This is a genomic window from Nonomuraea sp. NPDC048901 (genome assembly GCF_040649695.1).
Taxonomy (GTDB): Bacteria; Actinomycetota; Actinomycetes; order Streptosporangiales; family Streptosporangiaceae; genus Nonomuraea.
On record NZ_JBEZFW010000005.1, the window covers coordinates 123,275 to 144,982 of the forward strand.

The following is a 21,708-nucleotide window of genomic DNA, read 5'->3' on the forward strand; positions in this document are numbered from 1 at the left end:
GGCTGACGAAGTGCGTGACGGGCGCGGAGACCGCCTCTATGGCCCAACTACTGGTCTCGGCTGCCAAGGCCCGTGTCAACGCTCAGGGGGACGTGGTGACGATCAACGCCTACCCGGCCAGCAAGCGGGTCGTGGTCAGGGTGGACTTCGGCGACCCCGAGTCCGACGCCTTCCTGTCGGAGGCCGCGGGGTCCTTGCCGCACACCGTCTGGAACGACGGCAGGCCGCCACACGAGCCGCTCCGAAGGCGACTCCCGCCGGCACACGATACGCGCGCGGCATCGATTGACCGCCAAGCTCGGGAGTAAGGTTCCAGTGCCGTCGGAGGGTGCGCCGGCGAACCTGCGGAAAAGGAGCGTATGGCATGACATGGCGGTGGCGTTATGAAAATGCAAATGGTGGTGAGGTAACGGATCGCCCTTTGCCGCGAGAAGTTTTTCCGAGCCAGGCGGACGCGGAGTCCTGGCTCGGCGAGAACTGGGGTGAGCTGCTGGAATCCGGGGTCGAGCAGGTGGCGCTGCTCGACGAGGACCGGGTCGAATACACGGGATTGTCATTGCGTCCGGAGTGAAGCAAGAGAAATGAAAAACCCCTTGAGCGTCATTGTTGCTCAAGGGGTTTTTGCTGCCGGGGATGTTATGGGCGCTTCGGCGGGCTGGCCGTCTTGGCGGGATCGCGCTCGACCACCGGGCCGAGCACGGAGTCGATCCGCTCCAGTACGTCGGAGTCGAGCTTGACCCCGACCGCCTTGACGTTGTCGCGCACCTGCTCGGGGCGGGAGGCGCCGACGATGGCGCTGGAGACGTTCGGGTTCTGCAGGACCCAGGCGACTGCGAGCTGCGCCATGGTGAGGCCCAGGTCGGCGGCGATCGGCTGGAGCTCCTGTACGCGGGTGAGGACGTCGTCGTTCATGAAGCGGGCGATCATGTCGGCGCCGCCGGCCGTGTCGGTCGCCCTGGAGCCTGCCGGCGGGGCCTGGCCGGGCAGGTACTTGCCGGTCAGTACGCCCTGCGCGATGGGCGACCAGACGATCTGGCCGATGCCCTCACGCTCGCTGAGCGGCACGACCTCCGGCTCGATGACCCGCCAGAGCATCGAGTACTGAGGCTGGCTGGACACGATCCGGTCGAAGCCCATGTCGTCGGCGATCTTCAGCGCCTGGGCGATCTGGTCGGCCGTCCACTCGCTGACGCCGATGTAGAGGACCTTGCCCTGCCGTACGAGATCGTCGAAGGTCTTGAGCGTCTCCTCCAGCGGCGTCTCGAAGTCGAAGCGGTGCGCCTGGTACAGGTCGACGTAGTCGGTCTGCAAGCGTCGCAGCGAGCCGTGGATGGACTCGGTGATGTGCTTACGGGACAGGCCGCGGTCGTTCGGACCGGGGCCCGTCGGCCAGTAGACCTTGGTGAAGATCTCCAGCGATTCCCTGCGTACGCCCTTCAGGGCCCGGCCGAGCACCGACTCGGCCTTGGTGCCGGCATAGACATCGGCGGTGTCGAACGTCGTGATGCCCTCGTCGAGCGCCGCCTGCACGCACTGCTTGGCGGCGTCCTCCTCGACCTGGGAGCCATGGGTGAGCCAGTTGCCGTAGCTGATCTCGCTGACCTTGAGACCGCTGCGACCGAGGGTACGGAATTCCATAGATCCGACCTTAGGCCCGTCTCATGAAGTGATCTAAATCGGGATAGGGTGCGCGACGTGCTGAAGCTCGTACGGCTGGCGCTGACTGCGGCCATCCTGACCGCGATAGCGGTACGGCTGCGCCGCCGGGCCCGCAGCCTGAAGCAAGGGCCTGAGCAAGGGACTGAGCCGAGCGGCCCCGAGCCGATCCTGGGCCGCCCCAGCGGGGCTGATCTGGCGCGTTACCGGGTGCGCGGCAAGGCCCGGTCGGTGATGGCGCTGCTCGGCGTGGCCGCGCTGACCGCGGTGGTCTTCGGGGTGTTCGCCCTCATGGGCATGCCGATCCACGACCGGGAGGAAGACCCTGTCGGCGAGATGTTCCGCGACGCCGCGAGGCGCTCGGCCATGGCCGCCACCGCCGACCCCGCTCCCGCCCAGCCCGCCACCGACGAGCCCATTCCCGCCGAGTCCGTTTCCGCCGGGCCCACTCCCGACGAGTTCGCTCCCGACCAAGCGGCCTCGACGCCTTCGCCCGCCGTACCCGATCCGTTCTGCCACCCCGAGCCGCGGCCGGTCACCGTCCGGCCGCTGGACCCCAAGGTGAAACGCGCGGTCGACCGCCAGTGGCGGCGCGTCGAACGGTGGCTGAAGGCCAACGCGCCCAAGACGTACGCGACGCTGGGCCGTCCGGGCCGCGCCAAGACGATCGCTGTGGCCGAGTCGCAGATGGGCGTGGACTTCCCCGACAGCCTGCGCGCCTCGCTGCTGCGCCACAACGGCTCCAGAGGGGCCGGCGCCTTCGGCTTCGGCGCCTGGTTCGACGGCACCGTCAACCTCGGCATCCGCGACATCAGGGACACCTGGCGGGCTCTCTGCGCCAACAACGGCACCGACCCGGCGATCGGGTGGTGGCACGGCCGGACGATCCCCGTCCTCTCCTTCGGTCAGCGTGAGGGAGCGGACCTCGAATACGCCGTGGTCGACTCCATCGGCGGCAAGGTCGGCTGGGACGACATGGTCTCCGGCATGAGCCCGCGCCTGCCCTCCTACTACGCGCTGATGCGGACCGTCGCCGACAGCCTGGAGAACCGTACGGAGTTCGACGGCTGGCGGCCCACGGTCACGCGAGGGATGCTGCGCTGGGAGAAGTCGGAGTGAACCGCGTTACTTCTTGGGCGGCACCGGCTTGCCGCCCGGCAGGACCGCGGGCGGCGGGAAGCGCAGCTTGCGGATCTGCAGGGCCCGCATCGCGGCGTAGAAGCCGACGCCGCGCAGGTTCTCCTTGGGATACTTCTCCGCCACCAGCTTCTTGATCCGCCAGGCCACGAAGATCGAGGTGAAGAGCACACCGATCATCATGATCGGCCAGCCGATCGTGATCACGTAGCCGAGCACCAGCGGACGGATGTCGGCGGGCCACGGGATCCACGTCGCCAGCAGGATCACCAGCGAGAACGGCAGGAAGTATTGGCTCGGCAGCCGCCGCGAGTCGACCCAGTCGCGCGCGAACTTGCGCGCCGGGCCCTTGTCGCGGGCCGGGAAATAGCGTTCGTCGCCCGCGAGCATGCCCTTGCGGGCCCGCTCGCGCTCGACAGTCTGCTTGGCGCGGGCCTGTCGATAGGCCTCTTTGCGGTCCTTGGGCGCGGTGACCGGCTGGCGCCGTCTGCCTTCCGCGTCCCGGCGCTTGGGTGTGGGACGACCCTTGCCCTGGGGCTTAGGATCGTCAATGGGGACGGGGGTGTCGTCCACGGAGGTTTGGGAACGGCGTCGCAACACGACGTCAACCCTACCTGGATGGCAACTTAGTGACGCCCCCGTGCGTTATGCGTAGGGTAATCCCAAGGCGGCTGCGCTGCACTGGGTGAACACCAGCACGACCTAAGAAGGGGACGGCCGACGCGCATGAGCGTGATGAAGAGACTTTCGATGATCTTCAAGTCCAAGGCCAACAAGGCCCTGGACAAAATGGAGGATCCGCGCGAGACCCTCGACTATTCCTACCAGCGGCAACTGGAGTTGCTGCAAAAGGTACGCCGGGGCGTGGCGGACGTCGCCACCTCGCGCAAGCGGGTGGAATTGCAGGTCAACGGCCTCGAACAGCAGGCCAGGCGCTATGAGGAGCAGGGCCGCAAGGCGCTGTCCGTCGGGCGCGAGGACCTGGCCCGCGAGGCCCTCCAGCGCCGGTCCAATCTGCAGTCGCAGATGGCCGACCTGAAGATCCAGCATGAGAACCTGCAGGCCGAGGAGGAGAAGCTGACCACGGCTTCCCAGCGGCTGCAGGCGAAGGTCGACTCCTTCCGTACGAAGAAGGAGACGATCAAGGCCACCTACACCGCGGCCGAGGCGCAGACGCGCATCAACGAGGCCTTCTCCGGCATCTCCGAGGAGATGGGCGACGTCGGTCTCGCGATCCAGCGCGCCGAGGACAAGACCGCGCAGATGCAGGCCCGCGCCGGTGCCATCGACGAGCTGCTCGCCAGCGGCGCGCTCGATGACTACAGCGGCACGCGCGGCGACGACATCCAGGCCGAGCTCGACCGTATGGGCGGCGGCATGGACGTGGAGCTGGAGCTGGCCAGGATGAAGGCCGAGCTCGGCCAGGGTCCGGCGCCCAAGAGCGCCATCGAGCCGGGCCAGGGCGGCCAGCAGGCCGCGCCCCAGCAGGCTCAGCCTCAGAACACGCAGCAGCTGCGCCAGCCTGGGGAGGGCGCATGATCGTCAGAATCATGGGCGAGGGGCAGGTCGAGATCTCGGCCGACGACATCTCCGTGCTCAACCAGCTCGACAGCGAGCTCGAGTCGGCCATCGAGTCCGACGACGAGGCGAGCTTCCGGGTCAAGTTGCACGCCCTGCTCGACAAGGTCCGCCTCGTGGGCAAGTCGCTTCCCGACGACAGCCTTGAGCCGTCAGAGCTGATCCTTCCCCCCGCGGACGCCTCGATCGAGGAGGTCCGGGAGATGCTGGGCGACCAGGGCCTCATCCCGGGCTAGCCGTGAACACGCGGTTCGCACCCGACCGCGGTCTGACCACCCGCATGGTCGTGACGATGTTCCTGCTGGGGCTGCTCTACGTGGCCTTCATGGGCGTCCTCATCGCTGTGGGCGTTCAAGGACTGGTCGTGCTGGTACTCGCCGGGGGCCTGCTGCTCGCGCAGTACTTCCTGTCCGATCGCATCGCGTTGTTCGCGATGCACGGCCGGGAGGTCTCGCCGCAAGAGGCTCCCGAGCTCCATGGCATGGTCGACCGCCTGTGCGCGATGGCCGACATGCCCAAGCCGCGGGTGGCGATAGCGGATTCCGACGTCCCCAACGCCTTCGCCACCGGCCGCAGCCAGAACAATTCCGTCCTCTGCGTGACGACCGGCATCCTGCGCCGCCTGGAGCCCCAGGAGTTGGAGGGCGTGCTGGCACACGAGCTGTCGCATGTCGCCCACCGTGACGTCGCGGTCATGACGATCGCCTCGTTCCTCGGCATCGTGGCCGGTCTGATGACCAGGTTCGCCCTGTACACAGGGCTGGGGCGCAGCCGCGACAACAACGGCGGCGTGCCGATCGGGCTGATCATCATGCTGGTCTCGATCGTCGTGTACGCGATCAGCTTCCTGCTCACCCGAGCCCTGTCGCGCTACCGCGAACTGGCCGCGGACCGGGCGGGCGCGCTGCTCACCCAGCGGCCGTCGGCCCTGGCCAGCGCGCTGACCAAGGTCACCGGCGACATGGCCAGGATCCCGAGCCAAGACCTGCGTGAGGCGGCGCCGTTCAACGCCTTCTACTTCGCCCCGGCGCTGGCCAAGGGCGCCTCCATCGCCACCCTGTTCTCCACTCACCCACCGCTGGAGCGCCGCCTGGAGCAGCTGGCCAGGATCTCCGCCCAACTCGGAAGGGGCTGACCGTATGGGCTGGCTCGACACCCTGCTAGGCCGGTCGAAGCCCGCACCACCCAACCTCGACGCACTGTTCGCGCTGCCGTCCGCGGCGGTGACACTGCAGGCCGCCACCGGTCTCGTTCCCACCGGTCTCGGCTCGGTGTCCTTCCGCGCGGCGGAGGGCGGCGCGTTCGCCACCCTCGAAAGCGACGTGCAGGCGCTGCTCGGCGACCGCGTCGACAAGTCCTCCGACGGTTACGGCTACACCTGGCTCCTGGTGCGCCGATCGCCCGACGACATCAGCGACCTGGTCACCGAGCTGCACGCGGTCAACGCCTCGCTGGAGGGCGCCGGATTCGGTCCCTCGCTGCTCTGCTCGCTGGTGTCGTTCACCGATCCCAACGGCCGGCGGTTGGCGGTCGTCTACCTGTACAAGCGCGGCACGTTCTACCCCTTCGCGCCCCTGTCCGGCCAGCACCGCGACAACGCGCTCGAACTCCAGGCCAGAGGCGCGCTGGAGGGCGAGCTACCGCTGGAACAGGACCTCGGCCGCTGGTTCCCGGTATGGGGCGCCCCAGGCCTCTGATCGCACTGGGTGATCTAATGATCACGTGGAGCGACGACTGCTGGTGCTCGCGGCCACCGCCTTCGTGGTGGCGGCCGTGCTGTACAGCGCCTGGATGCCCGGCCAGTTCACCAGCCCGCTGGTCGACCGGAGCGACGGCCTGGTCGGCGAGCTGGCGGCGCGCGACCAGCCCGCGACGCGCCTGTTCAGGACCGCCGACGTGCTGGCGGGCCTGGCGATCGTGCTCGGGGTGGCGCTGACTCCCAGGGTGCGGCGGGAGCGGTTCGCCTGGCTCGGGCTGGCGGCCTTCGGCGTTCTCGTGCTCGCCGGTGGGCTGTTCCCGCTCGACTGCGCCGCGCTGGGCGATCCCGTCTGCGAGCTCGGCCCGCTGTCGCTCTCGCACCACGTCCACGTCGTGACCGGCGTGCTGGCCACGGCCGCCGTGCTGGCCGCGATGGCCCTGCTGAGCCGATACTGGGACACCTGCCTCGCCTGGCTGATCACCGGCGCGGCCCTGGGCGTCACCGCACTGACGCTGGCGGCCATCGCGGGCGGATATCCGGCCGGGCTGGCGCAGCGCGGGCAGGCGACGCTTGTGGCGATTTGGCTGGTGTACGTCGCGCTGCGACTGCTGGAGGCCGACGACCCTCCGCTGTCGCTTGGTCAGGGGCCGCATGTGGTCGTTCAGGGCGTGGGGCCGGTCGTGCTCATCAGCGCGGGGCTGGGCGGTGCGTCGTCCCACTGGGACGGGGTGGCCGCCGAACTGGCCCGGAGCCACCGGGTGATCCGCTTCGACCGGCCCGGTCTCGGCCGCAGTCCCGCCTCGCCGGCTCCACCCACTCTGTACGGGGAGGCGGCCCGCCTGGCCGCCCTGGCCCCCGCCCATCCCGAACAGGTCACCGTGGTGGCCCACTCGGTGGCCGCCTGGCACGCGGAGGCGTTCGTCAGGCTGCATCCGATGTGCGTGTCCCGGCTGGTGCTCGTCGACCCGAGCCGCGCCGACCGTGACCGGCGCGCCTCGTCGCTCGGCCGGTCCGTCGGCCGATGGCTGCCTGCGCTGGGCGGTGCCTGGGGCGCCGCCGCGCTCGCCTTCCTGGCGGGGCCGGTCGTCCATCGGCTGGTCAGTGGACTGCCGGACCGGGGGCGCGGGTACCGTACCGGCCGGGTGCTCGCCGCGGCCGTTGGGGAGTTTCTGGCCCGGCGGGACATGGCGGCCGACCTGCGCCTTGTCCGGGCGCGGCACGCCTTTCCTGACGTACCGGTGACGGTGATCAGCCCGGTGGCCGTGATCAGCGCGGGCGGGAGGGCACGACGTCAGGAGCGGCTGGCGGGCGACCTGAACGCCGACCACGTCCGCCTGACCTCCTCGACCCGCCGCATCCACCTCACCGCCGCTGGCGCGATCATCGACGCCGTTCGCGGCCTGTGACGCGACGCGCCCGCGGCCTGTGGCGTGACACCGTCCGGGGCCGTGACGCGACGGCGCGCCCGGCCTCGGCGGCGGACCGCGGGACGACGCGACCGGCGTGTTCTGGCTGGTGTGTGGGTCGATGGGCTGACGCGGAGCCGCGGAACCCACCAGAATGGCGGAAAAGACGCCATATATGGGGGTTGCAATGCCGGACCTCGTGGCCCTCAGGCCAGGGGATCCCGCGTCGGTCGGGGCGTACACCCTGTCGGGGCGGCTGGGCGAGGGCGGGCAGGGGACCGTCTACCTCGCGACCGCCGCCAACGGCGCGCGGGTCGCGGTGAAGCTGCTCCGCGCGGACCTGGCCGGAGACCACGAGGCGTCCGAACGGTTCGTCCGCGAGGTGGCGATGGCCCGGCGGGTCGCCCCTTTCTGCACCGCTCAGGTCATCGAGACGGGGCTGTTCGGCGGTCTGCCGTACATCGTCAGCGAGTACATCGACGGGCCGACGCTCGACGACGTGGTGCGTACGGACGGTCCGCGCTCGGGGACGTCCCTGCACCGCCTGGCGATCGGTACGGTGACCGCGCTCGTCGCCATCCACCAGGCGGGCATCGTGCACCGCGACTTCAAGCCGTCGAACGTCGTGCTGGCCTCCGACGGCCCCCGGGTGATCGACTTCGGCATCGCCAGGGCGCTCGACCTGACCTCGTCGCTGACGGCCAGCGCCATCGGCACGCCGTCGTTCATGGCGCCCGAACAGCTCACGGAGGCGGCTCCCGGGCCTCAGGCGGACATGTTCGCGTGGGCGTGCACGCTGATGTTCGCCGCTTCCGGGCAGCCGCCGTTCGGGCAGGACAGCCTGCCGGCGGTGGTGAACCGGATCATCCATACCGACGCCGACGTCACGCCGATTCAGGATCCGGCGCTGCGCTCGCTGGTGACGGACTGCCTGGCCAAGGATCCCGGTCGGCGGCCGACGGCGGGCGAGGCACTGATGCGGCTGCTCGGCCACGGGCCCGGCGGCGCCGCACCCGGCCTCCAACACCAGTCCGGCGGCGCCCCGCCCAGCCTCCTGCACCAGGGGACCGCCGTGGCCGCCTCGGGCCCCATCCCGCCGGTCACCTCGGGTCCCATCCCTGCGATGGGCTCCACACCTCGGGCGCCGGGTGGCTCGGGGCCGGTGCCGTCGGCGCACATGCCGTACCAGCAGCCTCCGCCGCCCCCGTACGCGCGGCCGTTATACCAACAGCAGCTCCCGCTGACCCAGCCGCCGGCCCGGACGGGCGGCAGGCGGGGCATCGGGTGGATCGTCGCCACGGCGGTCGCGTGCACGCTGGCGCTGGCCACCGTCGGCGGCATCGTCGCGGTACGGCTCGCGTCCCTGCCCGGCCCGATCGGCACCTCCTCGCCGACACCGGAGAACACGAACAGCCCGGACGCCTCGTACACCCCGACCCCCACCCCCACCCCGACGCCGACCCCGAGCCCGGACCAGAGCACCCGGACGATCGCGCTGCCCGGCACCTCCGTCGAGATCAGGGAGAACGGCTCCGACCCGATCAAGCTGGCCTCCTACAGCCTGAACGGCGGCAAGGGCGTCTACATCCGGCGGGCCGCCTCCGACGACTTCACGCTCGACAACCACTACTTCGAGTACGCCCTGGACGCCGACGGAGCCCGCGCGCTCGCCACCGACGTCGACTACAGCGGCGACGGCTACTCCCTCGTGTCGATCATCGACCACCGGACCGGCGCCAAGCGCACGGTGAAGCTCAGCACCAGGCCGGTGTTCCCGACGACGCCACGCTGGTCGCCGGACGGCAAGCTCGGCCTGGTCACGCTCTTCAAGGATGAGAGCGGGGAAAGCGTCGAGTACGGCTATGGCGTCATCGATATCGCGCGGGGCACGGGCAAGGTCTACCAGGTCAAGGAGAAGGGCGCGGGCGAGTGGCGCTTCTTCTGGGACGCCGGCGGGCAGGCCGTCGGTACGTGGGTGGGCGGCCGGATGAAGTTCTACGACCTGGACGGCAACGCGCTGCGCACGCTGACCAGCGCGGGCTCGCCCGTCTGGGTGGAGGGCGACGACGTCTCCCCGTCGGGCGGGCTGTTCCTGTCCCACTGCACCGCGGCGGGCGGCGCGGTCTGCGCCAGGTCCACGACGGGCGGCGGCGGCACGCCCGTGACCATCCCGTTCGCCACCAACCGGCTCATCGGCTGGTGGGATGACCAGCACCTGGCCGTGTGGCGGGTCAAGGGCGCCGGATACGAGGCGGTTGTGATCGATCTGAAGGGGCAAGTCATCAGAGTGCTGGCCACCGCGGCCAAGCGGGCCGAGTTCGACAAGATGGGCATGCGCTTCAGCCGCGGTACGCCCTGACGAACCCGCCGATCCTACGGACCCGAGGGGGTGCGCGTGGAAACGGAGCACGAGCAGATCGCCGTCGCCGGCGAGGGGGCGGTCTCGGCCGCGCCTGACGTCATGCGCCTGAACGCGGGCGTGGAGGTGCGCAGGACCGCGGCCGCCGAAGCCTTCGCCGCCGTCAGGGCCGCCGCCGTCCGGCTCACAGAGGCGCTGACGGGGGCCGGCATCGCCCCGGAGGACCTGCGTACCAGCGAGTTGTCCCTTGGTCCCGAGTACGAGGTCTATCCCAAGGTGGCCGCATACAGAGCCGCGCAGGGCGTCGAGGCGCTGGTCCGCGACCTGTCGCGGGCCGACCGGGTGATCGACACCGTGGCGGCGGTGGGGGAGGAGGCGCGGCTGAACGGCGTCTCGTTCGAGCTGTCCGACCCCAGCGGGGCCCTGGCGCAGGCGAGGACACGGGCGTTCCGTGACGCCGCCGCCAAGGCCGCCCAGTACGCCGAACTCGCCGGGCGCCCGCTGGGCGGGGTCGTCTCGGTGACCGAGGAGTCGGTGGGCGGGCCGCAGCCGATGGCGTTCGCCGCGCTGGCGGCGGAGGAGAAGGCGTCGATCAGCCCCGGACGCCAGACCTTGTCGGTTGGCGTCCGGGTTGTGTACGCCTTCGGTGATTAGTGGGGTTCGTCGCGCGACCGTCTCGATCCCTGCGACGGTCCGTTGTGGCTGGGGTCCCTTCGGGGGGTTCCCCTGCCGGGGTGGGAAAGAAGCGGTCCGTTGTGGGCTGGGGTCCTTTGAGGGATTACCCCCTGCGGGGGAGCGGATAAGGGCGGTCCGTCGTGGCAGGGGAGCCCCGGCGTTAGGGGAGGGCCAGCATGCGGTCCAGGGCGACCTTGGCCCAGTGGGTGGTGTCGGCGTCGACCGTGATCTGGTTGACGACCTCCCCGAGCGCCAGTGACTCCAGCGCCCACACCAGGTGCGGCAGGTCGATCCGGTTCATCGTCGAGCAGTAGCAGACCGTCCTGTCCAGGAACGAGACGTTCTTGTCGGGGAACTGCGTGGCGAGCCGCTTGACCAGGTTCAGCTCGGTGCCGATCGCCCAGCTCGAACCCGCCGGAGCCGCCTCCAGCGTCTTGATGATGTGCTCGGTCGAGCCGACGTGGTCGGCCTTGAGCACCACCTCGTGCTTGCACTCCGGGTGCACGAGCACGTTGACGCCCGGGATGCGCCGCCGTACGTCATCGACCGACTCGGCCGTGAAACGGCCGTGCACCGAGCAGTGGCCCTTCCACAGGATCATCTTGGCGCGGTCGAGCTGCTCGCGGGTGAGGCCGCCGTTCGGGCGGTGGGGGTTCCAGACGACGCAGTCGTCCAGCGACATGCCCATCTCCAGCACCGCGGTGTTGCGGCCCAGATGCTGGTCGGGCAGGAACAGCACCTTCTCTCCCTGCTCAAAGGCCCAATCAAGGGCCCTCTTGGCATTGGAGGAGGTGCAGACCGCGCCGCCGTTGCGGCCGCAGAAGGCCTTGATGTCGGCGCTGGAGTTCATGTACGTGACGGGAATCACCTGATCGGCGAGACCGGCGTCCTCCAGCGACTCCCAGCACTCCTCGACCTGGTCGAAGGTGGCCATGTCCGCCATCGAGCAGCCCGCCGCCAGGTCGGGCAGGATCACCTTCTGCTCCTGGCCGGTCAGGATGTCGGCGGACTCGGCCATGAAGTGCACGCCGCAGAAGACGATGAACTCCGCCTCCGGCCTGGCCGCGGCCTGCTGCGCGAGTTTGAAGGAGTCGCCGGTGACGTCGGCGAACTGGATGACCTCGTCACGCTGATAGTGGTGACCCAGCACGAACAAACGGTCACCGAGCGCCTCCTTGGCCTTGCGCGCCCGCTCCACCAGGTCCGGATCGGAGGCCGGTGGCAGCTCACCAGGACAGTCGACCCCCTTCTCGCTGTGCGGATCGGCGTCCCGGCCGAGTACGAAGAGCGGCAGCCCAGTCTGGGTGGCCATGGCCATACCCCCTTATCGTCGAACTGACGATACTCATCATGACATATCGCCCGTAGCGCTTATTCCGGGGGTCCGGAGGGCTGGGAATGTGTAGCACAGGGGATGTGTTGGTAGCGTCTAAGTAGGACGTCGTAAACAGACAGCCGGGTTAGGGAGTCAGCAGATGACGGTTGAGAGCAGCGAGACCACGACGCAGGGCCTGATCCTGACTGACGCGGCCGCCGCCAAGGTCAAGGCCCTGCTTGAGCAGCAGGGCGAAGAGGGCCTGCAGCTGCGCGTGGCCGTGCAGCCGGGTGGCTGCTCCGGTCTGCGCTACCAGCTCTTCTTCGACGACCGTTCGATGGACGGCGATGTCGTGTCCGACTTCGGCGGCGTGAGCGTGGTCACCGACAGGATGAGCGCCCCTTACCTGCTGGGCGCCTCCATCGACTTCGTCGACACGATCGAGAAGCAGGGCTTCACCATCGACAACCCCAACGCCACCGGCTCCTGTGCCTGTGGCGACTCGTTCAACTAGTCGATGCGTCCAAGGTCCCGCTCGCATCCGTGCGACGCGGGACCTTCGCGTATCCTTACTCGCGTATCCTCGTTTGGTTCATTGGCTTGCCGACAACGAGGAAGAAGAATCCCGTGCGCATCGCCGTCACCGGCTCCATCGCGACCGACCACCTGATGACCTTCCCAGGAAGCTTCGGCGATCAGCTCATCGCCGAGCAGCTCGATCGGGTGTCGCTCTCCTTCTTGGTGGACGACCTGCAGATACGTCGCGGCGGGTGCGCGGCGAACATCGCCTTCGGCATGGGCTGCCTGGGGCTCAAGCCGATTCTCGTGGGCGCGGTCGGCTCGGACTTCGCCGACTACCGCTCCTGGCTGGAGCGCCACGGCGTGGACTGCGATTCCGTGCACGTCTCCGAGAACCATCACACGGCCCGCTTCCTGTGCACCACGGACGAGCATCACAACCAGATCGCCTCGTTCTACACCGGCGCGATGGCCGAGGCGCGGCTCATCGAGCTGCGGCCCGTCTCCGACCGCGTGGGCGGGCTCGACCTGGTGCTCATCAGCCCCAACGACCCCGACGCCATGCTGCGCCACACCGACGAGTGCCGCCAGCGTGGCATCCCGTTCGCCGCCGACCCCTCGCAGCAGCTCGCGCGCATGGGCGACGAGCAGATCCGTGACCTCGTCGACGGCGCCGCCTACCTGTTCTCCAACGACTACGAGAAGGGGCTCATCGAGCAGAAGACCGGCTGGTCCGACGCCGAGATCCTCGACCGGGTGGGCGTCCGCGTCACCACGCTCGGCCCCAAGGGCGCCGTCATCGACCGCGCGGGCGAGCCGTCCATCCAGGTCGCTCCCGCGCCGGAGCAGGGCAAGGCCGACCCGACCGGCGTCGGCGACGCCTTCCGCGCCGGCTTCCTGTCCGGTCTGGCCTGGGGCCTGCCGCTGGAGCGCTGCGGCCAGCTCGGCAACCTGACCGCCACGCACGTGCTGGAGCGGGTCGGCGGCCAGGAGTACGAGCTCGGGCAGAAGGCCTTCCTGGAGCGCTTCGGCGCCGCCTACGGGGCCGGGGCCGCCGAGGAGATCGCGGACCTCGTCCGCTGCCACCACGCCTGACCCGCCACCGCCTCCCCACGCGGAGCGCCCCGCCGCACGGTCAGTGCGGCGGGGTGGTGCGTTCCCCCGCGAAGACGCGCCCTGTACGCGGCCCGCGACATCGCAGGGCGTGCGCGGCCCGCGATGCGGCAGGTGGTCAGGCGTCCATGTACACCCGGTGGACGAACTCGACCAGCTGGTCGTCGGGCAGGTGCCTGGCCAGGTCGGCCTCGGTGATCATGCCGACGATCCGCATGTCCGCCATCACCGGCAGCCGCTTGATCTGGTGCTCCTCCATGAGCTGGAGGGCCTCCTCGACCGTGGCGTCGGCCGGCACCGAGACCAGCCCGACCACCAGGTCGCCCGCCCGCATGGCCGACGGGGCACGGCCCTCGGCCACGCACTTGATCACGATGTCGCGGTCGGTGATGATCCCGGTCACGCGGTCGTCCACGCAGACCGGCAGTGCCCCGACATGGCTGTCACGCATCATTTGCGCGGCCCGATCGAGCGTCTCGTGGGCGGGGATGCACTCCGCGCCTTGGCTCATCAGGTCGCGCGCGGTCCGATGTGAATGTCCATCCGTCATGTCTTCCCCCAGAAGTCGATGGTCTGACCCGAGGGGCTTCCTACCCACTTTGGGGTGCTCTGCGCCGTACGTACGAAATATCAGTAATTGCGGCGTACGTGGATGGACCAGCCGCCCTGCGGCAGCTCGTAGGAGCCCACGTGGCGGTGGGACTTCAGGCGGCACCACGCGGGGACGTCCGTGAACGCGGCCGGATCGTCGGCAAGGACGGCTATCACGGCGTTGAGCGGGACGTAGTTGATCTGCTCGGCGAGCATGATGATCGGGATCGGGCACTTCTTCCCGAGCGCGTCGATCGTCAACGCCGGCTGAATAACCTCGGTCATGCGACTCCTGCGTCCTGCCGGATTCGGTGCACCACATCGGGCAGCACGGCGAGGAACCTGTCGACCTCGGCCGCGGAAGCGCCCCTGGGCAATGACACCCGGACATTCCCATGCGTGAGCACGCCCATGGCTTCCAGAACGTGCGATGGACGAAGCGTACTAGCGGTGCACGAACTCCCGGACGATACTGCGAATCCGGCCTTGTCCAGCTCGGTGAGCAGGACCTCCCCGTCGACATAGAGGCAGGAGAAGGTCACGATGTGGGGCGCCCGCTCGACCGGATCGCCGATCACCTCCACGTCGGGCACGATCTCCGGCACGGTCCGCCTGATCTTGTCGACGAGCGCGGAGAGCCGGGAACGTTCGCGCGCCGCCTCGGCGCTCATCGCGCGCAGCGCGGCCGCGGCGGCGACGATGCCCGGTACGTTCTCGAACCCGGGGACCCGGCGCCGCTCGCGCTCGTCCTCCGGCAGGAACGACCTGAACCGCGTGCCCTTGCGCACCACCAGCACGCCCACCCCGGCGGGACCGCCCCACTTGTGGGCGCTGGCCGTCAGCACCGACCAGCCCTCCGGAATCGGCAGCCGACCGGCCGTCTGCGCGGCGTCGACCAGCAGCGGGACGCCGTGCTCCCGGCAGGCCGCGGCCACCTCCGCCACCGGCTGGAGCGTGCCGACCTCGTGGTTGGCCGTCTGCAGGCAGGCCAGGCCCGTGTCGGGCCTGGCGACGGCGGCCTTGAAGGCGGCCGGGTCGACGCGTCCGCGCAGATCCACCCCCACGATCTCCACCGTACCGCCGCCGCGTTCGTGCAGGCTGGCGGCGTGCAGCACGCTGGAGTGCTCGACCGCGCTGGTCACCAGATGCCGCCCGGCCCTCCGCCTGCCGTGTAGGGTGCCGAGCACGCCGAGATGCACGGCCTGTGTGCCCGAAGAGGTGAACGACACCTCGTCCGGGCGCGCGCCGAGCGCCTCGGCCACTTCCGTACGGGCCTGCTCCAGCAGCAGGTGCGCACGGCGGGCCTGGCCGTACAACCTCGCGGGGTCGGCCCAGCCGACATCGATCGCCGCCAGGAGCGCCTCGCGGGCCTGGGGATGGAGCGGCTCGGTCGAGGCCGCGTCAAAGTACGCCACGAGACCCATCGTCCCACTTGCCGTACGCCATCGAGGGGGCGCGCGGGAGGGCGGGGCTCTTGCACGCTAATGTGTCTGCAATCAGCTGTGCTTTTAGACATACGAGCGCCCAGGAGGACTCCTGGGCTTCATCTGTGGGGTAGGCGATCCGTGAGTCCGACTCGCCGTTCGACACGGCGTTCGTTGGCCCGGCGCAGAGTGCCGCGAGCCGCCGCTTTGGCGTTGCTGCTGGCCTCCGCTACGGCATGTGCTAATGACGTTCCCAAGGCCGATTGGTCCAAGGGTCTGCTTCCTGAGCACATCACCAGCCAGGGCGACATCGTCCAGAATCTTTGGAACGGGGCCTGGGTCGCCGCACTCGCCACGGGCGCCGTGGTCATCGTCCTGATCATCTGGGCGTGTGTGTTCCATGTGAAGCGCAAGGCCAAGGCCGAGCTCCCGCCGCAGGTCCGTTACAACCTGCCGATCGAGATGCTCTACACCTTGATCCCGCTGGTGATGGTGTCGGTGTTCTTCTTCTTCACCGCGCGCGACAGCCGGGATCTGCAGGTGCTCTCCGGCCACCCTGACGTCAAGGTCAAGGTGGAGGCGTTCCAGTGGAGCTGGCGGTTCACCACGACGATCAACGGCAAGACGTTGAAGCCGGTCGTGGGCCAGCCTGTGAGCGACTACAAGTCGGGCCCGCAGCTCGTGCTGCCCGTGGGCAAGAAGGTGGAGTTCGAGCTGGAGTCGCCCGACGTCATCCACTCCTTCTGGGTGCCGGCGTTCCTGTTCAAGCGTGACGTCATCCCGGGGCTGCCCAAGGACAACAAGGGCCGCTTCTTCGAGATCACCACGCTCGACAAGCCCGGCGTCTACGCGGGCCGTTGCGCCGAGCTGTGCGGCGTCGACCACAGCCGCATGCTCTTCTCGGTGAAGCTCGTCAAGCAGGCTGAGTACGACCAGTACATCGCGACTCAGGCTGGGAGCGCTCAGTGACCGCCATCCAAGAGCCAATCTCGACGACCCCGAGGCGCGCCTCCAAGGGCGCGGTGGTCGTGAAGTGGCTGTCCAGCACCGACCACAAGATCATCGGTCACCTCTATCTGATCACGTCGTTCGCCTTCTTCCTGATCGGCGGCGTCATGGCGCTGATCATGCGGGCCGAGCTGGCGCAGCCGGGGCTGCAGTTCACCAGCAACGAGCAGTTCAACCAGCTGTTCACCATGCACGGCACGATCATGCTGCTGATGTTCGCGACGCCGCTGTTCGCCGGGTTCGCCAACGAGCTGATGCCGCTGCAGATCGGCGCGCCGGACGTGGCCTTCCCCCGGCTGAACATGGTGAGCTACTGGCTCTACCTGTTCGGCAGCATCATCGCGGTGTCGGGCTTCTTCACGCCCAACGGCGCCGCCTCCTTCGGGTGGTTCGCCTACACGCCGCTGTCGACCGCGATCAGCTCGCCGGGCATGGGCGGTGACCTGTGGATCATGGGTCTGGCGCTGTCGGGCCTGGGGACGATCCTCGGCTCGGTCAACTTCATCACCACGATCATCTGCATGCGCGCGCCGGGCATGACGATGTTCCGCATGCCGATCTTCACCTGGAACATCCTGCTGACCAGCATGCTCGTGCTGATGGCCTTCCCGGTGCTGGCCGCCGCGCTGCTGGCCCTGGAGGCCGACCGCAAGCTCGGCACCCACATCTTCACGCCGGAGAACGGAGGGGCGCTGCTGTGGCAGCACCTGTTCTGGTTCTTCGGCCATCCGGAGGTCTACATCATCGCGCTGCCGTTCTTCGGCATCGTGAGTGAGATCTTCCCGGTGTTCAGCCGCAAGCCGATCTTCGGCTACATCAGCCTCGTGGCCGCGACGATCTCGATCGCCGGCCTGTCGATCACGGTCTGGGCGCACCACATGTTCCCGACCGGGCAGGTGTTGCTGCCGTTCTTCTCGTTCATGACGTTCCTCATCGCGGTGCCGACGGGCGTGAAGTTCTTCAACTGGATCGGCACGATGTGGCGTGGGCACCTCACGTTCGAGTCGCCGATGCTGTTCTCGATCGGCTTCCTGATCACCTTCCTGCTGGGCGGCCTGACCGGCGTCATCCTGGCCTCGCCGCCGCTCGACTTCCAGATCAGCGACACCTACTTCGTCGTGGCCCACTTCCACTACGTGGTGTTCGGCACGGTGGTGTTCGCGATGTTCGCCGGCTTCTACTTCTGGTGGCCCAAGTTCACCGGCAAGATGCTCGACGACAAGCTCGGCAAGCTGCAGTTCTGGCTGCTGTTCATCGGCTTCCACGCGACGTTCCTGATCCAGCACTGGCTCGGCGTCGTCGGCTTCCCGCGCCGCTACGCCGACTACAGCCCGGCCGACGGCTTCACCGACCTGAACCTCATCTCGTCGGTCGGCGCCTTCGTGCTCGGCCTGTCGGTGCTGCCGTTCTTCTACAACGTCTGGAAGACCGCGCGCAGCGCGCCCAAGGTCACGGTCGACGACCCGTGGGGCTACGGCAACTCGCTCGAATGGGCGACCTCCTGCCCGCCGCCGCGGCACAACTTCACCATGCTGCCGCGGATCCGGTCCGAGCGTCCCGCGTTCGACCTGCACTACCCGCACGTGTCCGCCAAGACGCCCCAGGAGGTCGAGGCCTGATGAAGGTACAGGGTTGGCTGTTCCTGCTGTGCGGCCTGTTCTTCGCCGGCGTGGACGTCGCTTACTGGTTCTGGACCAAGGCGGACACCGGGCACGGGGAGCCGGTCGGCACCACGGCCATGGCCATCTCGGTCGGCTTCGCGTTCATGATCGGCTACTACCTGATGTTCACGGCGCGGCGCATCGGCGACCAGCCCGAGGACAACAAGCAGGCCGAGATCAGCGACGGCGCCGGTGAGATCGGGTTCTTCAGCCCGAGCAGCTGGTGGCCGCTGTTCCTCTGCCTGGCGGCGGCGTTCGCGTTCGCCGGGTTCGTGATCGGGTTCTGGATGTTCCTGATCGGCGTGTTCCTGATCATCATGGCCATGATCGGATTCGTGTTCCAGTACTACCGGGGTAACTTCTCGCACTGACCGCGAGACTTTCGGCGGGTGTCCTCTTCTGGGAGAGGACGCCCGCTTTTTGTTGTTCTTTGCCGGTACACGGATGTGACGAATCAAGCACTCAGGGTAACAAGTGAGGGGAATGGATCGATCTCGGACGGGGGAGTGCACGTGGGGCGCTTGGCTCATGGATCCGCCGGGCTGCTGGCCCTGGCCCTGCTGACATCGTGTTCTGGGACCCAGACCGACCCTTCCGGAAGCGCCGGGGCGACCGGTGCCGCCACCGGGGGTCCGGCTGCCGGGGCCGCGGCCGGTCAGACCGCCGCGGTCGGTGACGGGGTCGCGAAGCCGCCTGTGGCGGCCACCGTGGTGGTGAATCCACTCAACAAAGCCGGAAATATCCCGACGGACCAGACCGTGGTCGTCACCGCGCAGTCCGGCACCCTCAAGAGCGTCCGGATCCAGGGCGGCGGCAAGGCGGGCGAACTGCCGGGCGTGCTCAGCGCCGACGGCACTGCCTGGCGCAGCACCCGTACCGCCAGGCCGGGCACCACGTACACGATCACCACGCTCGCCGCCGGAGCCGACGGCAAGCCGATCGAGAGCACCAGCACGTTCTCGACGGTCAAGGCGACCAAGACCTTCGACATCGAGACGGTGACGCCGAACCGCTACGACACCGGTCTGACGGTCGGCGTCGGCATGCCGGTCATGGTCACGTTCGACCAGCCGATCACCGACCGGGTGGCGGTCGAGCGCAATCTCGTCATCCACAGCTCGAAGCCGGTCGAGGGAGCCTGGCACTGGTTCGACGACCGGCACGTGGACTTCCGGCCGCTGCACTACTGGCCGGCCCACACCAACGTCCGCATGGAGGCCCACCTGGCCGGCGTACGCGGGGCCGAGGGCGTGTACGGCAAGCGCGACTTCGCCTTCGACTTCAAGATCGGCCGCTCACAGATCACCAAGGGCAGCACCGACGTCCACGTGCTGACGGTCCGCCGCGACGGCAAGACGATCCGCACCATGCCGATGAGCGCCGGCCAGGGCGGCGACTGGAAGTACTACACGACCTCCGGCATCCACCTGGCCATGTCCAGGGAGCCGGTGACCGTCATGACCTCACCCGGCATCGGGCCCGGCTCGGCGGGCTACTACCAGCTGACCGTCTACGACACCGTGCGCATCTCCAACAGCGGCGAGTACATCCACAGCGCGCCGTGGTCGGTCGGCTCGCAGGGCTACGCCAACGTGAGCCACGGGTGCGTGAACGTCAGCCCGGAGAACGCGGCCTGGTTCCTCAAGAACACACTGATCGGGGACCCGATCATCATCACGGGCTCGCCCCGGGTGCTGGAGCCGACCAACGGGTGGGGGCACTGGCAGGAGAGCTGGCGGGAGTGGCTCAAGTGGAGCTCACTCAAGGCCGCCCCCACCATGCTCCTCAACCGCTGAACACTCCTTAACCGCTGAGAGCTCTTATCGCGGAAGGCCCGTGCAAGGCGCTACGGCTGAGGCCCTCTGTCCGTCCCTGGGGTCCTCGTGGGAGCCCTCTTGAGCGTCCTGCGGTCGCCAGGTCCCGATGGGGTCAAGCCGGGCTGAGGGAGCGGCTGGTCTCTATCCAGCGGTCCAGGGCGGCGGCGGCGCGGCCGGAGTCGACGGCCTGGACGGCGCGCGCGTAGCCGTCGATCATCGCCGCGTCGAGGTCGTCGCCGGGTCCGTCCAGCGCCACCAGGGCCGCTGCCGCGTTGAGCAGCACGGCGTCGCGCACCGGGCCCGTCTTGCCGCGCAGGAGGTCATGGACCGCCTGAGCGTTGAAGTCGACGTCGCCGCCCTTGAGGGCGCCCGCGTCGGCCCGGGGGATGCCGAGAACGGAGGGGTCGAAGACGGTCTGGGTGGCGGCGCCTTCCTTGACGATCCAGACCGTGGAGGTCGTGGCGATCGTGAGCTCGTCGAGGCCGTCGTCGCCGCGGAAGACCAGGGCGGAGACGCCGCGCTCGGCGAAGACGCCCGCGAGGACCGGCAGCATGTTCTTGTCGAAGACACCGATGGCCTGGGCGGCGGGGCGGGCCGGGTTGGTGAGCGGGCCGAGGAAGTTGAAGACCGTCGGGACGCCGATCTCCTTGCGCGGCGGCCCGGCGAAGCGCAGCGCGGGGTGGTAGACCGGGGCGAAGCAGAAGGCGATGCCCGCCTCGCGGGCGACGAGGGCCGTCTGCTCGGGCGTCAGGTCGAGGCGGATGCCCAGGTGCTCCAGCACGTCGGCGGCGCCGCACGAGGAGGAGGCGGCGCGGTTGCCGTGCTTGACCACGCGGGCGCCCGCGCCGGCGGCCACGATGGCGGCCATCGTCGAGACGTTGACCGTGTGGGCGCGGTCGCCGCCGGTGCCGACGACGTCGACGACCGGGCCCTCGACGTCGAGCGGGGTGGCCAGCTCCAGCATGGTGCGGGCCAGGCCCACGACCTCGGCCACCGTCTCGCCCTTGGCCCGCAGCGCGACCGCGAACCCGGCGATCTGGGCCGACGTCGCGGAGCCGGACATGATCTCCCGCATCGCCCAGGAGGTCTCATCGGCGGTCAGATGCTCACCCGACAGGAGAGCCGAGAGCAGGGCGGGCCAGGTCGTCCGGGCATCCACGGCGGGCACCTACTTCGCGTTGAGTCGGGTCGAGGCGCGGCGGCGCATCAGGTCGGCGACGGTGTCGGCCAGGACCATGGGCTCCAGCGGCTGCGGGACCACGGCGTCGGCCTTGGACCAGTCGGCCAGCCAGCGGTCGTCGCGCCGGGCGATGATCAGGCAGACGGGCGGGCAGTCGTAGACCTCGTCCTTGGCCTGGCGCGAGACGCCCATGCCGCCGGCGGGCTGGGTCTCGCCGTCGAGGATGGCCACGTCGATCTCGCCGGAGCCCAGCCACTGGTGAACCTTGGGCTCGGTGGCGCACTCCACGATCTCCACGAGGGGGACATCGGCGGCGGGTCGCCGGCCGATCGCCAGCCGAACCTCTTCACGGGTGGCGGCGTCGTCGCTGTAGACGAGGACCCTCATCGTGTCGTCGGTGCTCACGGTCGCGCTCACTATCGGTCGTAGCTGTATGGTCACCTGGGATCGTACCGGTGCCCCGGCCCGCAATCCCAGGCCGCCGTCTCTGGCGGGCGTTTTGTCCCCATTTTTTGAGGTTACGGGCATGTTTGTTCCTGCTTACGGGGGGGTCGTGCGCGGGACCGCCCA

Annotated in this window: 24 protein-coding genes; 16 read left to right on the plus strand and 8 right to left on the minus strand. The window is 69.1% G+C overall.

The window, feature by feature from the left end:
- Positions 1–38 precede the first annotated feature (38 nt).
- Positions 39–308: a hypothetical protein gene (locus AB0C30_RS18195; protein ID WP_357944915.1), complete on the plus strand. Its 270-nt coding sequence runs from the start codon at positions 39–41 to the stop codon at positions 306–308.
- 56 nt (positions 309–364) lie between these two features.
- Positions 365–571: a hypothetical protein gene (locus AB0C30_RS18200; RefSeq protein ID WP_214637851.1), complete on the plus strand. Its 207-nt coding sequence runs from the start codon at positions 365–367 to the stop codon at positions 569–571.
- A 65-nt stretch (positions 572–636) separates the two neighbouring features.
- On the opposite strand, the gene AB0C30_RS18205 is transcribed toward AB0C30_RS18200, so the two are convergent.
- A complete protein-coding gene (locus AB0C30_RS18205) occupies positions 637–1,638 on the minus strand; it encodes an aldo/keto reductase family protein (protein WP_357944918.1) in 1,002 nt (333 codons plus the stop codon).
- A gap of 57 nt (positions 1,639–1,695) precedes the next feature.
- On the opposite strand from AB0C30_RS18205, the gene AB0C30_RS18210 reads away from it, so the two are divergent.
- On the plus strand, positions 1,696–2,775 hold the full coding sequence (locus AB0C30_RS18210; protein WP_357944921.1) for an SMI1/KNR4 family protein: 1,080 nt from the start codon (positions 1,696–1,698) through the stop codon (positions 2,773–2,775).
- A 6-nt stretch (positions 2,776–2,781) separates the two neighbouring features.
- Here AB0C30_RS18210 and AB0C30_RS18215 read toward each other — a convergent pair whose 3' ends face one another.
- On the minus strand, positions 2,782–3,366 hold the full coding sequence (locus AB0C30_RS18215) for a DUF3043 domain-containing protein (RefSeq protein WP_225298405.1): 585 nt from the start codon (positions 3,364–3,366) through the stop codon (positions 2,782–2,784).
- A 153-nt stretch (positions 3,367–3,519) separates the two neighbouring features.
- Here AB0C30_RS18215 and AB0C30_RS18220 point away from each other — a divergent pair, with 153 nt between their 5' ends.
- The 7 genes from AB0C30_RS18220 (at position 3,520) to AB0C30_RS18250 (ending at position 10,489) form a co-directional block, all read left to right on the plus strand.
- Positions 3,520–4,332: a PspA/IM30 family protein gene (locus AB0C30_RS18220; protein WP_357944923.1), complete on the plus strand. Its 813-nt coding sequence runs from the start codon at positions 3,520–3,522 to the stop codon at positions 4,330–4,332.
- Positions 4,329–4,607, plus strand: a complete 279-nt coding sequence (locus AB0C30_RS18225; RefSeq protein ID WP_357944926.1) for a hypothetical protein — start codon at positions 4,329–4,331, stop codon at positions 4,605–4,607. Before AB0C30_RS18220 ends, AB0C30_RS18225 begins: the two co-directional genes overlap by 4 nt.
- A 2-nt stretch (positions 4,608–4,609) precedes the next feature.
- Positions 4,610–5,506 (plus strand): zinc metalloprotease HtpX, encoded by an 897-nt coding sequence (gene htpX / locus AB0C30_RS18230; protein ID WP_357944928.1) that lies wholly within the window; start codon positions 4,610–4,612, stop codon positions 5,504–5,506.
- A gap of 4 nt (positions 5,507–5,510) precedes the next feature.
- Entirely contained in the window at positions 5,511–6,068 is a 558-nt protein-coding gene (locus tag AB0C30_RS18235; protein ID WP_357944931.1) for a hypothetical protein, read from the plus strand.
- Positions 6,069–6,093: 25 nt separating this feature from the next.
- Complete coding sequence (locus AB0C30_RS18240) at positions 6,094–7,476, plus strand: alpha/beta fold hydrolase (protein ID WP_357944933.1); 1,383 nt, start codon at positions 6,094–6,096, stop codon at positions 7,474–7,476.
- Positions 7,477–7,663: 187 nt separating this feature from the next.
- Entirely contained in the window at positions 7,664–9,835 is a 2,172-nt protein-coding gene (locus AB0C30_RS18245) for a serine/threonine-protein kinase (protein WP_357944935.1), read from the plus strand.
- A 36-nt stretch (positions 9,836–9,871) separates the two neighbouring features.
- Entirely contained in the window at positions 9,872–10,489 is a 618-nt protein-coding gene (locus AB0C30_RS18250) for an SIMPL domain-containing protein (RefSeq protein ID WP_357944938.1), read from the plus strand.
- Between the two features lie 181 nt (positions 10,490–10,670).
- On the opposite strand, the gene nadA is transcribed toward AB0C30_RS18250, so the two are convergent.
- A complete protein-coding gene (gene nadA / locus AB0C30_RS18255; protein ID WP_357944940.1) occupies positions 10,671–11,828 on the minus strand; it encodes a quinolinate synthase NadA in 1,158 nt (385 codons plus the stop codon).
- Between the two features lie 157 nt (positions 11,829–11,985).
- On the opposite strand from nadA, the gene AB0C30_RS18260 reads away from it, so the two are divergent.
- The gene (locus AB0C30_RS18260; protein WP_357944942.1) at positions 11,986–12,339 is read left to right on the plus strand and encodes an iron-sulfur cluster assembly accessory protein; all 354 of its coding nucleotides are present in this window, start codon (positions 11,986–11,988) and stop codon (positions 12,337–12,339) included.
- A 113-nt stretch (positions 12,340–12,452) separates the two neighbouring features.
- Positions 12,453–13,439: a carbohydrate kinase family protein gene (locus tag AB0C30_RS18265; protein ID WP_357944945.1), complete on the plus strand. Its 987-nt coding sequence runs from the start codon at positions 12,453–12,455 to the stop codon at positions 13,437–13,439.
- Between the two features lie 136 nt (positions 13,440–13,575).
- Here the strand turns inward: AB0C30_RS18265 and AB0C30_RS18270 are convergent, their stop codons facing one another.
- The 3 genes from AB0C30_RS18270 to AB0C30_RS18280 all read right to left on the minus strand — a co-directional run bounded on the left by AB0C30_RS18270 (position 13,576) and on the right by AB0C30_RS18280 (position 15,472).
- Complete coding sequence (locus AB0C30_RS18270; RefSeq protein ID WP_357944947.1) at positions 13,576–14,007, minus strand: CBS domain-containing protein; 432 nt, start codon at positions 14,005–14,007, stop codon at positions 13,576–13,578.
- A gap of 80 nt (positions 14,008–14,087) precedes the next feature.
- Complete coding sequence (locus AB0C30_RS18275) at positions 14,088–14,333, minus strand: sulfurtransferase TusA family protein (protein WP_225298426.1); 246 nt, start codon at positions 14,331–14,333, stop codon at positions 14,088–14,090.
- Positions 14,330–15,472, minus strand: coding sequence for a cysteine desulfurase family protein (locus AB0C30_RS18280; RefSeq protein ID WP_357944949.1), 1,143 nt, complete (start codon positions 15,470–15,472; stop codon positions 14,330–14,332). Before AB0C30_RS18280 ends, AB0C30_RS18275 begins: the two co-directional genes overlap by 4 nt.
- Positions 15,473–15,646: 174 nt before the next feature.
- On the opposite strand from AB0C30_RS18280, the gene AB0C30_RS18285 reads away from it, so the two are divergent.
- From AB0C30_RS18285 to AB0C30_RS18300, 4 genes are all read left to right on the plus strand, one after another.
- Positions 15,647–16,441, plus strand: a complete 795-nt coding sequence (locus AB0C30_RS18285) for a cytochrome c oxidase subunit II (protein WP_357944951.1) — start codon at positions 15,647–15,649, stop codon at positions 16,439–16,441.
- Positions 16,438–18,099, plus strand: coding sequence for a cytochrome c oxidase subunit I (gene ctaD / locus AB0C30_RS18290; RefSeq protein ID WP_357944954.1), 1,662 nt, complete (start codon positions 16,438–16,440; stop codon positions 18,097–18,099). The genes AB0C30_RS18285 and ctaD overlap by 4 nt, the downstream gene beginning before the upstream one ends.
- The gene (locus tag AB0C30_RS18295; protein ID WP_225298434.1) at positions 18,099–18,512 is read left to right on the plus strand and encodes a cytochrome c oxidase subunit 4; all 414 of its coding nucleotides are present in this window, start codon (positions 18,099–18,101) and stop codon (positions 18,510–18,512) included. The genes ctaD and AB0C30_RS18295 overlap by 1 nt, the downstream gene beginning before the upstream one ends.
- 141 nt (positions 18,513–18,653) lie before the next feature.
- Positions 18,654–19,937, plus strand: a complete 1,284-nt coding sequence (locus AB0C30_RS18300; RefSeq protein WP_357944957.1) for an Ig-like domain-containing protein — start codon at positions 18,654–18,656, stop codon at positions 19,935–19,937.
- A gap of 133 nt (positions 19,938–20,070) precedes the next feature.
- On the opposite strand, the gene trpD is transcribed toward AB0C30_RS18300, so the two are convergent.
- Both trpD and AB0C30_RS18310 read right to left on the minus strand, forming a co-directional pair.
- A complete protein-coding gene (trpD, locus tag AB0C30_RS18305) occupies positions 20,071–21,117 on the minus strand; it encodes an anthranilate phosphoribosyltransferase (protein ID WP_357944960.1) in 1,047 nt (348 codons plus the stop codon).
- A gap of 9 nt (positions 21,118–21,126) precedes the next feature.
- Positions 21,127–21,525 carry a hypothetical protein gene (locus AB0C30_RS18310; RefSeq protein WP_357641975.1) on the minus strand — a complete coding sequence of 133 codons (399 nt, stop codon included), beginning with the start codon at positions 21,523–21,525 and terminating at the stop codon, positions 21,127–21,129.
- Positions 21,526–21,708 lie beyond the last annotated feature (183 nt).